Origin of the sequence: Ancylobacter gelatini, assembly GCF_022601675.1 — a bacterium.
In the GTDB taxonomy this organism is placed as follows: Bacteria; Pseudomonadota; Alphaproteobacteria; order Rhizobiales; family Xanthobacteraceae; genus Ancylobacter; species Ancylobacter gelatini.
Genome location: NZ_JAKVIL010000008.1, coordinates 163425 through 174783, shown reverse-complemented (window position 1 = coordinate 174783; position 11359 = coordinate 163425). Strand labels below are relative to the sequence as shown.

The 11359-nt window shown below is 68.3% G+C and carries 10 protein-coding genes; 4 read left to right on the top strand and 6 right to left on the bottom strand.

Annotated features, from left to right (window positions below; all coding sequences use genetic code 11):
• Positions 1-105: 105 nt before the first annotated feature.
• Positions 106-909 (bottom strand): TrmH family RNA methyltransferase, encoded by an 804-nt coding sequence (locus MKI84_RS15215; protein WP_241620859.1) that lies wholly within the window; start codon positions 907-909, stop codon positions 106-108.
• A gap of 6 nt (positions 910-915) precedes the next feature.
• On the bottom strand, positions 916-2733 hold the full coding sequence (locus MKI84_RS15210; protein ID WP_241620858.1) for an ABC-F family ATP-binding cassette domain-containing protein: 1818 nt from the start codon (positions 2731-2733) through the stop codon (positions 916-918).
• Between the two features lie 325 nt (positions 2734-3058).
• Here MKI84_RS15210 and MKI84_RS15205 point away from each other — a divergent pair, with 325 nt between their 5' ends.
• The 4 genes from MKI84_RS15205 to MKI84_RS15190 all read left to right on the top strand — a co-directional run bounded on the left by MKI84_RS15205 (position 3059) and on the right by MKI84_RS15190 (position 7200).
• Positions 3059-4474: an FAD-binding oxidoreductase gene (locus MKI84_RS15205; RefSeq protein ID WP_241620856.1), complete on the top strand. Its 1416-nt coding sequence runs from the start codon at positions 3059-3061 to the stop codon at positions 4472-4474.
• A gap of 216 nt (positions 4475-4690) precedes the next feature.
• Positions 4691-5815 carry a tonB-system energizer ExbB gene (exbB, locus tag MKI84_RS15200; RefSeq protein WP_425353847.1) on the top strand — a complete coding sequence of 375 codons (1125 nt, stop codon included), beginning with the start codon at positions 4691-4693 and terminating at the stop codon, positions 5813-5815.
• Between the two features lie 27 nt (positions 5816-5842).
• Positions 5843-6337, top strand: a complete 495-nt coding sequence (gene exbD / locus MKI84_RS15195) for a TonB system transport protein ExbD (protein WP_241620852.1) — start codon at positions 5843-5845, stop codon at positions 6335-6337.
• Positions 6334-7200 carry an energy transducer TonB family protein gene (locus MKI84_RS15190; protein ID WP_241620850.1) on the top strand — a complete coding sequence of 289 codons (867 nt, stop codon included), beginning with the start codon at positions 6334-6336 and terminating at the stop codon, positions 7198-7200. Before exbD ends, MKI84_RS15190 begins: the two co-directional genes overlap by 4 nt.
• Before the next feature lie 136 nt (positions 7201-7336).
• Here the strand turns inward: MKI84_RS15190 and MKI84_RS15185 are convergent, their stop codons facing one another.
• Genes MKI84_RS15185 through MKI84_RS15170 form a run of 4 tightly spaced genes read right to left on the bottom strand, consistent with a single transcriptional unit; the run spans position 7337 to position 11235 of the window.
• Positions 7337-8308: a dipeptide ABC transporter ATP-binding protein gene (locus MKI84_RS15185; protein ID WP_241620848.1), complete on the bottom strand. Its 972-nt coding sequence runs from the start codon at positions 8306-8308 to the stop codon at positions 7337-7339.
• The gene (locus tag MKI84_RS15180) at positions 8305-9303 is read right to left on the bottom strand and encodes an ABC transporter ATP-binding protein (protein ID WP_241620846.1); all 999 of its coding nucleotides are present in this window, start codon (positions 9301-9303) and stop codon (positions 8305-8307) included. The genes MKI84_RS15185 and MKI84_RS15180 overlap by 4 nt, the downstream gene beginning before the upstream one ends.
• Positions 9304-9308: 5 nt before the next feature.
• The gene (locus MKI84_RS15175) at positions 9309-10214 is read right to left on the bottom strand and encodes an ABC transporter permease subunit (RefSeq protein WP_425353851.1); all 906 of its coding nucleotides are present in this window, start codon (positions 10212-10214) and stop codon (positions 9309-9311) included.
• A gap of 7 nt (positions 10215-10221) precedes the next feature.
• The gene (locus MKI84_RS15170) at positions 10222-11235 is read right to left on the bottom strand and encodes an ABC transporter permease subunit (RefSeq protein WP_241620843.1); all 1014 of its coding nucleotides are present in this window, start codon (positions 11233-11235) and stop codon (positions 10222-10224) included.
• Positions 11236-11359: the final 124 nt, after the last annotated feature.

The window sequence follows — 11359 nt, the reverse complement described above, 5'->3', positions numbered from 1 at the left end:
AAGTGAACGGTCATAAAGACGGCGTGCCGTCTGGTATTACAAGTACAAGCATGCGCGCTGCCGGGCCGATTGTCGAGCGTGATTCGCACGTTCAAGCGGGCGTGATCACCCAAAGGTAAGTTGGTGTAGTGCAATCCCGCAACTGGTCGCGACATTGAGTGAATCAAAGCCGGCTTTCATCGGTATTCGCACCGTGCGCGTGCGTTCCAGTATGTGGGGGCTGAGTCCCGGACCTTCGGCGCCCAGCAGCAGGGCGGTGCGTGGCTGCCGTTTTACCTGCGAAAGTACATGCTTTCCCGCCGGGCTGAAGGCAAGAAGCTCGAACCCGCTTGCCGCCAGTAGATCCAGAATGCGCTCTGCCACGCCCTCGCGGGCGAACGGCACGACAAGGCTTCCGCCGACCGAGACGCGGATGGCCTTGCGGTAGAGCGGATCGCACGAGGCGAAGTCGAACAGCACCGCATCGGCCCCGAAGGCGGCGGCGTTGCGCATGATGCCGCCGACATTGTCGTGATTGGTGATGCCGAGCGGAACCACCACCAGCGCCTCGTCCGGCAGCGCGGCGATGGCCTGTTCCATCGACCGCGCCTCGCCGCGCAGGCCGATGCCGAGCATGCCGCGATGGATGTGGAAGCCGGTAATGCCGTCGAGAATGTCCTGCGAGGCAGTGTAGACCGGCAACTCGGCCGGGGCCTGCGCCAGCAGCGGCGCCAGCGTGGAGACGCGGCTCTCCGCGATCAGGAGCGAATCCAGCGCGAAGCGGTTGCGCGGAGAGAGCGCGACGTCGAGCACGGTGCGCCCCTCGACGATGAACCGCCCGCCGCGCCCCACCAGATCGCGCTCGCGAATGGCATGATAGGGCGCGATGCGCGGATCGTCGGACGAAGCGAGGGGGATGAGGGACGGCATGTCAGCCTAACCCCCCAGTTCCTCGCGCAGCATTTCCAGCTCCAGCCATTGCTCTTCCATCTTGGCGAGGTCGGCCTGGGCCTTGGTCAGCTCGGCGGTGGCCTTCTGGAAGCCGGCAGGGTCGCGCGTGTAGAAGTTCGGCGTGGCGAGACGGTTGTTGAGCCGGGAAATATCCGATTCAAGCTGCGCCATCTGCCGCGGCATCTGTTCCAGCGCATATTTCTCCTTGTTGGAGAGCTTGCGCTTGGATGCGGCGGGAGAAGCTTTTGCGGTCGCGCCGGCCGCGCTGGCTGCGGGCTTGGCCGGCGCGGCCGCAGCCGCTTTCGCCTTCACGCCATGGCCGCGCTGCGCCACCATGTCGGAATAACCGCCGGCATAGACGTTCCAGTTGCCTTCGCCCTCATAGGCGATGGTGGCGGTGACGGTGCGGTCGAGGAAGTCGCGGTCGTGGCTCACCAGCAGGACGGTGCCGGCATAGTCGTCGATCATCTCTTCGAGGAGATCGAGGGTCTCGAGGTCGAGATCGTTGGTCGGCTCGTCGAGCACCATCAGGTTTGAGGCCTGCGCCAGCGCACAGGCCAGCAGCAGCCGCCCGCGCTCGCCGCCCGAGAGCGAGGACACCGGCGTGCGCGCCTGTTCCGGCATGAACAGGAAGTCCTTCATATAGCCGATCACATGGCGCGGATTGCCGCCGATGAACACCTGGTCGCCGCGCCCGTCGGTCAGCGTGTCGCGCACCGAGCGTTCGGGGTCGAGCGCGGCGCGGCGCTGGTCGAGCGTCGCCATTTCGATGTTGGTGCCGATCTTGGCGGTGCCGCTGTCGGGTTCGAGTTCGCCGGTGAGCATCTTGAGCAAGGTGGTCTTGCCCGCGCCGTTCGGGCCGACGATGCCGATGCGGTCGCCGCGCTGGATGCGGATCGACAGGTCGCGCACGATCACCCGGTCGCCATAGGACTTGGCGATGTGCTCGGCTTCCATCACCAGCTTGCCGGAAACTTCCGCCTGGGTGGAGGTCAGCGACACGGTGCCGAGCGCATGGCGGTGCTCGCGGAACTGCTTGCGCAGGTCGGCGAGCTGGCCGACGCGGCGCATGTTTCGCTTGCGCCGGGCGGTGACGCCGTAGCGCATCCAGTGCTCTTCCGCGACGATCTGCCGGGCAAGCTTCTGCTGGTCGCGCTCCTCTTCTTCGAGGACCTGGTCGCGCCATTCCTCGAAGAATTTGAAGCCGCGTTCCATACGGCGCGTCCTGCCGCGATCGAGCCAGACCGTGGCGCGGGTGAGATCCTCAAGGAAGCGCCGGTCATGGCTGATCAGCACGAGGGCGGAGCGCGAAGACGCGATCTCGGATTCCAGCCATTCGATGGCCGGCAGGTCGAGATGGTTGGTCGGCTCGTCGAGCAGCAGGATGTCCGGCTCGGGCGCCAGCACGCGCGCAAGCGCCGCGCGCCTCGCCTCGCCGCCAGAGAGGGTGGAGGGATGCTCGTCGCCGGTGAGGCCGAGTTCGTTCAGCAGATAGAGCGCGCGATACTCCTGGTCGCCCGGTCCCATGCCGGCCTCGACATAGGCGAGCGTGGTCTCGAAGCCCGAGAGGTCCGGCTCCTGCGGCAAATAGCGCACGGTGGCGCCCGGCTGCACGAAGCGCGCCCCGGAATCGGCCTGAACCATACCCGCGGCGATCTTGAGCAGGGTCGACTTACCCGAGCCGTTGCGCCCGACGAGGCTGACGCGCTCGCCGGCGGAGACGGAAAGTTCAGCCCCTTCCAGCAGCGGGGTGCCGCCGAAGGTGAGGCGCGTGTCTTGAAGCAGAAGGAGAGGGGGTGCCATGGCGGTGGGGATAGGGGCAAAGCCGCGCGGGGGCAAGGGGCGAGCGGCGGCAGCGGTGCCGGGAGGCTCGGCCTTCCACGTCGTCGCTTGGATCAGCGGGCGCCGGCCGGGGGAGACAGTGGCCGGCGGTCACGCGGTCACGGCCCGCGAAGCCCTGCACCCGGCGCGCGGGTGCGCGGGTTGCCGCGACGTGTGGCGCGCCGGTCGTCAATGCCGCCGGGTGCGTCGGCGCCAGCATCTGGCGATGGCGACCTTGCCTCTGGCGAAACCGCCCATATGGTGGCGGGCGACGTGGGCGCGAGCGCCCTTCACCATGGAATGCCGCATGTCCTCCTCTCCCGACCTCTCCGCCCTTCTCGCCGTCATCGCCCAGCGCATCGGTGCCCAGCATGTGCTGACCGATCCGGCCGATACGGCTGCCTATCTGCGCGAGGAGCGCGGGCTTTATGACGGGCGCACCCCGGCGGTGCTGCGGCCGGGTTCCACCGAGGAGGTCGCGTTCATTGTCGCCGAATGCGCGAAGGCCGGGGCGCCGCTGGTGCCGCAGGGTGGCAATACCGGGCTGGTCGGCGGGCAGATGCCGTTCGGCGAGCTGGTGCTCTCGCTGGCGCGGCTCGACCGCATCCGCAATGTCGATCCCGTCGACCTGACCATGACCGTGGAGGCCGGCTGCATCCTCGATACGGTGCACAAGGCGGCGGAGGAGGTGGACTGCCTGTTCCCGCTGCACATCGCCTCGCAGGGCTCCTGCCGCATCGGCGGCAACCTCGCCACAAATGCCGGCGGCACGGCGGTTCTGCGCTACGGCAATGCGCGCGAGCTGGTACTCGGCCTTGAGGTCGTGCTGGCGGATGGACGGGTGTGGAACGGGCTGCGTCGCCTGCGCAAGAACAATGCCGGCTACGATCTCAAGCAGTTGTTCCTGGGAACCGAGGGCACGCTCGGCATTATCACTGCCGCGGTGCTGAAGCTGTTCCCGCGTCCGGTGCAGCGTTCCACCGCCTTCCTCGCCGTGCCGGACCCGGAATCCGCGCTGGCGCTGCTGCACCGGCTGCGCAGCCTCGCGGGCGACGCGCTCACCACCTTCGAGCTGATGGCCGAATTCGGCATCCAGACCGTGCTCCGGCACATGCCCGGCACCACCCGCCCGCTTGGCGAGGTCTATGACTGGTACGTGCTGGCCGAATTCTCCTCGCCGACCCGCACCTTCGAACTCGGTCCGCTGATGGAGGAGGGGCTGGGCGCCGCCTTCGAGGCCGGCGAACTGCTGGATGCGGTCATCGCGTCGAGCGAAGCGCAGGCCAATGCGCTGTGGCGGCTGCGCGAAGATATGTCGGAGGCGCAGAAGCACGAGGGTGGCTCGATCAAGCACGACGTCTCGGTGCCGGTCTCCCGCGTCCCGGAATTCCTCGCGCGGGCGCTGCCGGCCTGCATGGCGGCGCTGCCGGGGCTGCGGCCGTGCCCGTTCGGCCATGTCGGCGACGGCAATATTCATTTCAACCTGAGCCAGCCGGTAGGCATGGACAAGGCTGACTTCATCGACATGTGGGAGCATTTCAACCGCATCGTCCACGACATCGTGGCGGCCATGGATGGCTCGATCGCCGCCGAGCACGGCATCGGGAAACTCAAGCATGAAGAACTGGCGCATTACGCCGATCCGGTCAGTCTCGACCTGATGCACCGCGTGAAGGTGGCGCTCGATCCCTTGAATCTGCTGAATCCCGGCAAGGTGATCTAGGTCGATATCTTCCGATTTCAGAGTTTAGAATTATAAAAAACAAGCAGATTGTGAGGTATTAATCTGTTTTGAATGGTTCTACAGTTTGGCGATTTGGCTTTTTCATGTTGTCGACGTCACGCTTGCGGGTTTATGGAAGCCGATAACAGACAGGGCCGGCCTGCACGACACGCCGTCATGCGATCTGCCGCCGGCTCCGAGATTTCGGGTAGCCCAATGCCGATGCTTCGTAGAACCGCTCCGTTCCATGCCTGCGCGAAGGTGTTCGTCGTCGTGAGCCTGCTCTGCGGACCCACGGCGCCCGCCTTCGCCCAGCAGCCCGACCCGGCCGCGCCCGTTGCTGCGCCTTCTGTTGCCACGCCGGCTTCCGAAGCTCCTTCTGTCGCCGCGCCTGCCGTCGTGGAGCCGCTGGTGCCGGCGATGCCGACACCGACGTCCACCGCGCCGACGTCCACCGCGACCGGCGCCGGCGGCGCTCCCGAAGCATCCCCGAACCCGTCTCCTGTGGAGGCCGCCGCACCCCTGCAGGCCGGCGACGTGCCTGCCGATCCCATGGCCGGCCCCGCTGAGATGCCGGCGGCGGCGGAAGATGCCTCCGCTCCCGCCATTTCCGCCCAGCTTCCGCACGACCTGTCGCCCTGGGGCATGTTCATGGCGGCGGACATCGTGGTGAAGGCCGTGATGCTCGGCCTCGCCTTCGCCTCGGTGGTGACCTGGACGGTGTGGCTGGCGAAGACGCTGGAACTGATGGTGGCCCAGCGCCGCCTGCGCAGCGCTCTGCGCGGCTATCTCGCGAGCCCCTCCCTCGACGCCGCGCGCAAGGTCGGCGCCGCCGGCCCGGCCGGCGCCATGCTGGCGGTCACCGACCTGGAGCTCAAGCGCTCGGGAGACCTGCCGGCCGAGGGCATCAAGGAGCGCGTCTCGATCTCGCTTTCCCGCATCGAGGTCGCGGCGGGGCGCGCGATCACCCGCGGCACCGGCCTGCTCGCCACCATCGGCGCCACCGCGCCCTTCGTCGGCCTGTTCGGCACGGTGTGGGGCATCATGAATTCGTTCATCGGCATCTCGAAGGCGCAGACCACCAATCTCGCGGTGGTCGCCCCCGGCATCGCCGAGGCGCTGCTCGCCACCGCCATCGGCCTCGTCGCCGCTATCCCGGCGGTCGTGATCTACAACCACTTTTCGCGGCAGGTGTCGGGCTATCGCGTGCTGATGGGCGATGCCAGCGCAGAGGTGCTGCGCCTGCTTTCGCGCGATCTCGACCGCCGCGATGCCGGTCATCGCGACCCGCGCCAGAAGGGCGTCGAGTCGTCCGTGCGCCTGCGCGCGGCCGCCGAATAATCCGGCGCGTGCGAGGGAGACGCCGCCATGGGCGCTAAGCTGCAAAGCACCGATACCGACGATATGGTCGAGAACCACGAGATCAACGTCACGCCGTTCATCGACGTGATCCTCGTGCTGCTGATCATCTTCATGGTTGCCGCGCCGCTCTCCACCGTCGACGTCGCGGTTGACCTGCCGGCTTCCAACGCCGCCGTGCAGCCGCGCCCGGACAAGCCGGTCTATCTGACGGTGAAGGGCGACCTTGGCCTCGCGCTCGGCAATGAGGATGTCTCGCGGGAGGGGCTCGGCGACGTGCTGGCCCAGACCACCGAGGGCAAGAAGGACACCCGCATCTTCCTGCGCGCCGACAAGGCGGTCGCCTATGGCGATCTGATGGAGGTGATGAACCTCCTGCGCACCGCCGGCTATCTCAAGATCGCCCTGGTGGGGCTGGAGGCGGTTCCGGGGGCTGCGCCCGCTCCCGGTGCGGCGCCCGCTCCCGGTGCGGCCCCCGCCCCGGCCGGGCCCGCCGCGCCATGAGCCTGATGCTGCTGAAGAGCGGGTCGCGCCACCGCGCGGTGGAGGCCTGCGCGTGGCTGGGCTGCGCGGCGGTGGTGCTGGCGGTTCACGGCGGCGTGCTGGCCTATCTCCTTGCCGCGCCCCCGGTGGTCGCCGCCGAGGAGCCCGCCGCGATCATGGTCGAGCTCGCCGAACTGCCGGTCGCGCCGGTGGCCGATCCGATCGAGGTGCCGCCGGGTCCGCAGATGATGGAGACGCCGGAAAAGGTTGAGGAGGAAATTCCCCCCGATCCGCTCGCCGAGGAAGAAGACGCCCCGCCACCGGAGCCGCTGCCCGATCAGGAGCCGGTGCCGGAAGTGATGGAGAGCCCGGCGCCCGATATCGAGGTGCCGCTGCCGCCCCCGCCGCCGCTTGCCTCCGAACTGACCCCGCCGGAGAAGAAGCCGGAGCCGCCGAAGGAGCGCCCGAAGCCCAAGCCGAAGAAGAAGGAAAAGAACGACAAGCCGCCCGCGCCCAGGACCACGGCCCCGCCGGCGGTGGATGCCGCACGCGCGGACCGCGTGGCCGCGCCGTCGGCCGGCTCCTCCTCGTCGCGCTCGATGGCGCAGGCCAATTGGCGCTCGCGGCTCATGGGGCATCTCAACCGCCACAAGCGTTACCCGGCCGAGGCGCGTGCCGCGGGCCATCAGGGCCGTCCGCGCGTCGCCTTCTCGATCGACCGTTCGGGGCGGGTGCTGTCGGTGCGGCTGGTCGGGTCGTCGGGCAATGCCAGCCTCGATGCGGAAGCGGTGGAGATGATCCGCCGCGCCTCCCCGGTGCCGCCCCCGCCGGCAGATGTTTCCAGCCTGAGCTTCTCCGTGCCGGTGCTGTTCAACATGCGCTGATGCTGCCCGGCGCAGGCGCCTCAGGGCGAGCGTGCGGGGAGCGGAAGCGGGAGAGCTGCGCGAGCACCGGCGCAGTTCGCGCGGGCTATCGCATTGGGCTAGCCGCTCCTCGCGACGACGTCGTCATGCCGTTCGCCTATTCCGCCGCCCAGCAGGCGACGCGGCCGGCGCCCTTGCGCTCCAGCGGCGGCATCTCGACCCTGCAGCGGTCCATCACCAGCGGGCAGCGCGGGTTGAACGGGCAGCCCTTGGGCGGGTTGAACGGCGAGGGCAGTTCGCCCTGCAGCACAATGCGCTCGCGCCGCGCCTCCGGATCGACCTGCGGTGTCGCGGAGAGCAGGGCACGGGTATAGGGATGCTTTGGCGCGTCGAACATCGCGTCGCGCGGGCCGTGCTCCACGGCATGGCCGAGATACATCACCAGCACCTCGTCCGCCATGTGGCGTACCACGCCAAGGTCGTGCGAGATGAAAATATAGGCGACGCCGAGCGTTTCCTGCAGCTCCACCAGCAGGTTGAGCACCTGAGCGCGGACGGATACGTCGAGCGCGGAGACGGGCTCGTCGAGCACAAGGATCTTCGGCCGCATCACCAGCGCGCGGGCGATGGCGATGCGCTGGCGCTGGCCGCCGGAGAACATGTGCGGGTAGCGCCCGTGATGCTCGGGCCGCAGGCCTACCCGGCGCATCATGTCCTGCGCGCGCTCGCGCCGTTCTGCGGCGGAGAGCGGGGTGTTGACCAGCAGCGGCTCCTCGATGGCGGCGCCCACGGTCTGGCGCGGATTGAGCGAGCCATAGGGGTTCTGGAACACCATCTGCACCTCGCCGCGATAGCGCCGCAGGGTGCGGGCGTCGGCATCGGCGACATTGATGTCGTCGAACCGCAATTCGCCCAGCCCCGGCCGCTCGATCAGCGTGAGCATGCGGGCCAGCGTCGATTTGCCGGAACCGGATTCGCCGACGATGGCGAGGGTGGAGCGCGGCTGGAGCGCGAAGCTGATGCCCGCCACGGCCTTCACCGTCGCGGTCTTCGAGAACAGGCCGCGCGCGACCTCGTAGGATTGCGAAAGCCCGATGGCTTCCATCACGGCATTGGTGGCCTCACTCATGCCAGCGTCTCCAGAACCTGCGGGACCCCGGCGACCAGCGGGGTGTGGCACAGGGCAAAGCCCAGTTCCGCCCCGGCGCGCGGCGGGGGAACCGTGCGACAGCGCTCGGTGGCGAAGCGGCAGCGCGGCGAGAACAGGCAGCCCGCCGGGCGGTCGGCAAGACCCGGCACCACGCCGGGGATGGACGGCAGCAAGCGCCCGCTGGCACGCTCGGGCAGGGCGGCGAGCAGGGCGCTGGTATAGGGGTGATGCGGGTCGCGGAACAGGCTGACCGTCTCCTGCATCTCCACCTGCTGGCCGGCATACTGTACGCAGACGCGCTGCGACGTTTCCGCCACCACGCCCATGTCATGGGTGATCAGCACCAGCCCGAGGCCGCGCTCGCGCTGGAGCTTCAGTAGCAGGTCGAGAATCTGCGCCTGGATGGTGACGTCGAGTGCGGTGGTCGGCTCGTCGGCGATGATGAGCTTGGGGTTGCAGGCGAGCGCCATGGCGATCATCACGCGCTGGCTCATGCCGCCGGAAAGCTGGTGCGGAAAGGCCTTGAGCCGGCGCTCCGGCTCGGGGATGCCGACCAGTTCCAGCAATTCCACCGCGCGCGCCTGACGCTGCGCGCGGGAGAGATCGAGATGTGCGGCCATGGCTTCGCGCAGTTGGAAGCCGACGGTGAAGCACGGGTTGAGGCTCGACATCGGCTCCTGAAAGATCATGGCAAGGTCGCGCCCGATGATCGAGCGCCGCTCGCGGGCCGAGATGCCGATGAGGTCGCGCCCGTCGAACATCATGCGGTCGGCGGTGACGGTGGCGGTCCACGGCAGCAGGCCCATCACCGCCAGCATGGCGACCGACTTGCCGGAGCCGCTCTCGCCGACGATGGCGACAACTTCGCCGGGCGCGACATCCAGATCGACGCCTTCCACGGCGCGAAACGGGCCGCGCGAGGTGTTGAAGGACACCGAGAGATTGCGGATGGAGAGCAAAGGCGAGGTGTTCATCGTCGTCAGCTCCGCCGCAGCTTGGGGTCGAGCGCGTCGCGCAGCCCGTCGCCCATGAGATTGATGGCGACCACCGTCACGAGGATGGCGAGGCCCGGCAGGGTAACGATCCACGGCGCAGAGCGGATGAACTCGCGGCTATCCGCCAGCATCGCGCCCCATTCCGGGGTCGGGGGCTGCGCGCCCAGTCCGAGGAAGCCGAGCGCGGCGGCTTCCAGGATGGCGTCGGAAATGCCGAGAGCGGCCTGCACGATCAGCGGCGCCAGGCAGTTCGGCAGCACGGTGACGAACATCAGCCGAAGCTTGCCCACGCCCGCCACCCGCGCGGCGACGACATATTCCTTGGACAGTTCGGCGATGGCGGCGGCGCGCACGAGGCGGACATAGCGCGGCAGGTACACCACCGTGACCGCGATGATGGTGTTGACGAGGCTCGGGCCGAGCACCGCGACGATGAGGATGGCGAGCACAAGGCTCGGGATCGCCACCACGAGGTCCATCACGCGCATGACCACGCTCTCGACCACGCCGCGCAGGAAGGCGCTGGCGAGGCCGAGCACAATGCCGAGCGTGACCGACACCACCATCACCGACAGGCCGATGCCCAGCGAGATCCGCGCGCCGTATATCAGCCGCGAGAGCACGTCGCGGCCGACCGCATCGGTCCCGAACGGGAACGCCCAGCTGCCGCCAGCCCAGATCGGAGGCTGCTGCACATGCTGGCGGAACTGCTCGATCGGCGAATGCGGCGCCACGAACGGCGCGAACAGCGCGAGGAAGGCGATAAACGCCACGACAATCAGCCCGAGCAGGGCGCCACGATTCTCGCGGAAGGCCGACCAGAAGGCGCGCAGCGAGGACACCTCCGGCGGCACGCTCTCGATGACGATGCCCCCGGTCGGGGGAGCCAGGATCGGGTCATCCGCCATGACGAATCCTCGGGTTGATCGCGACATAGGTCAGGTCGACGATGAGGTTCACGAGGATCACAATGCCGGAGATCAGCATGATGCCGCCCTGCAGCGCGGGATAGTCGCGGCGCGAGATCGATTCGATCAGCCATTTGCCGACGCCCGGCCAGGCGAAGATGGTCTCTGTCAGCACCGCGCCGGCCAGCAGCGTGCCGGTCTGAAGGCCGATCACCGTCACCACCGGGATCAGCGCGTTGCGCAGCGCGTGCAGCCCGACCACCCGCAGCGGCGAGAGGCCCTTGGCGCGGGCGGTGCGCACATAGTCCTCGCCCAGCACTTCCAGCATGGAGGAGCGCGTCATGCGGGCGATCACCGCCAGCGGGATGGTGCCGAGCACGATGGAGGGCAGGATCAGGTGGGCGACCGCCGAGCCGAACGCGCCTTCCTGGCCGGACAGCAGGCTGTCGATCAGCATGAAGCCGGTGACCGGCTCGAAATAGTAATTGATCAGGTCCATGCGGCCGGACACCGGGGTCAGCCCGAGATATTCCGACATGAACATGATCAGCAGCAGGCCCCACCAGAAGATCGGCATGGAATAGCCGGTCAGCGCGACCGTCATCACCGTATGGTCGACGGCGCCGCCGCGCTTCACCGCGGCGAGGACGCCGGCCGGAATGCCGAACACCACGGCGAAGATCAGCGCACACAGCGACAGTTCCAGCGTCGCCGGGAACAGGATGGCAAATTCCTGGATCACGGGTGTCTTGGTGACGATGGAAACGCCGAAGTCGCCATGCAGCAGGCCGCCCGCATAGTCGAGGAACTGCTGCCAGACCGGCTGGTCGAGGCCGAGTTCGTGGCGAAGCTGCGCGAGGCGCTCGGGCGCGATGCCGCGCTCGCCGGTGCGGGCCTCGATGGGGTCGCCGGGCACGAGGCGCACGGCCACGAACGTGACGAACATCAGTGCCACGAAAGTCGGCACCGTCAGCGCGACGCGACGTATGAGGAAACGGAACATGAAGATCCCGGGCTGGGCCGTGCCGCGGCGTGGTCGCGCGCTTCCCTCGGGAAGCGGTCGCCGCTCGATGCAGGCAAGAAGGCAACGCGCCGTCCGCCGGGCGCGCCTTGAACATCGGCGGGCC

Bases quoted from the DNA above. Each gene is read 5' to 3' on its own strand.
- MKI84_RS15180 (WP_241620846.1), bottom strand. From the start codon at position 9,303: ATGAACACCTCGCCTTTGCTCTCCATCCGCAATCTCTCGGTGTCCTTC.
- MKI84_RS15215 (WP_241620859.1), bottom strand. From the start codon at position 909: ATGCCGTCCCTCATCCCCCTCGCTTCGTCCGACGATCCGCGCATCGCG.
- exbD (WP_241620852.1), top strand. From the start codon at position 5,843: ATGGGCGCTAAGCTGCAAAGCACCGATACCGACGATATGGTCGAGAAC.
- MKI84_RS15170 (WP_241620843.1), bottom strand. From the start codon at position 11,235: ATGTTCCGTTTCCTCATACGTCGCGTCGCGCTGACGGTGCCGACTTTC.
- MKI84_RS15190 (WP_241620850.1), top strand. From the start codon at position 6,334: ATGAGCCTGATGCTGCTGAAGAGCGGGTCGCGCCACCGCGCGGTGGAG.
- MKI84_RS15205 (WP_241620856.1), top strand. From the start codon at position 3,059: ATGTCCTCCTCTCCCGACCTCTCCGCCCTTCTCGCCGTCATCGCCCAG.
- MKI84_RS15210 (WP_241620858.1), bottom strand. From the start codon at position 2,733: ATGGCACCCCCTCTCCTTCTGCTTCAAGACACGCGCCTCACCTTCGGC.
- exbB (WP_425353847.1), top strand. From the start codon at position 4,691: ATGCCGATGCTTCGTAGAACCGCTCCGTTCCATGCCTGCGCGAAGGTG.
- MKI84_RS15185 (WP_241620848.1), bottom strand. From the start codon at position 8,308: ATGAGTGAGGCCACCAATGCCGTGATGGAAGCCATCGGGCTTTCGCAA.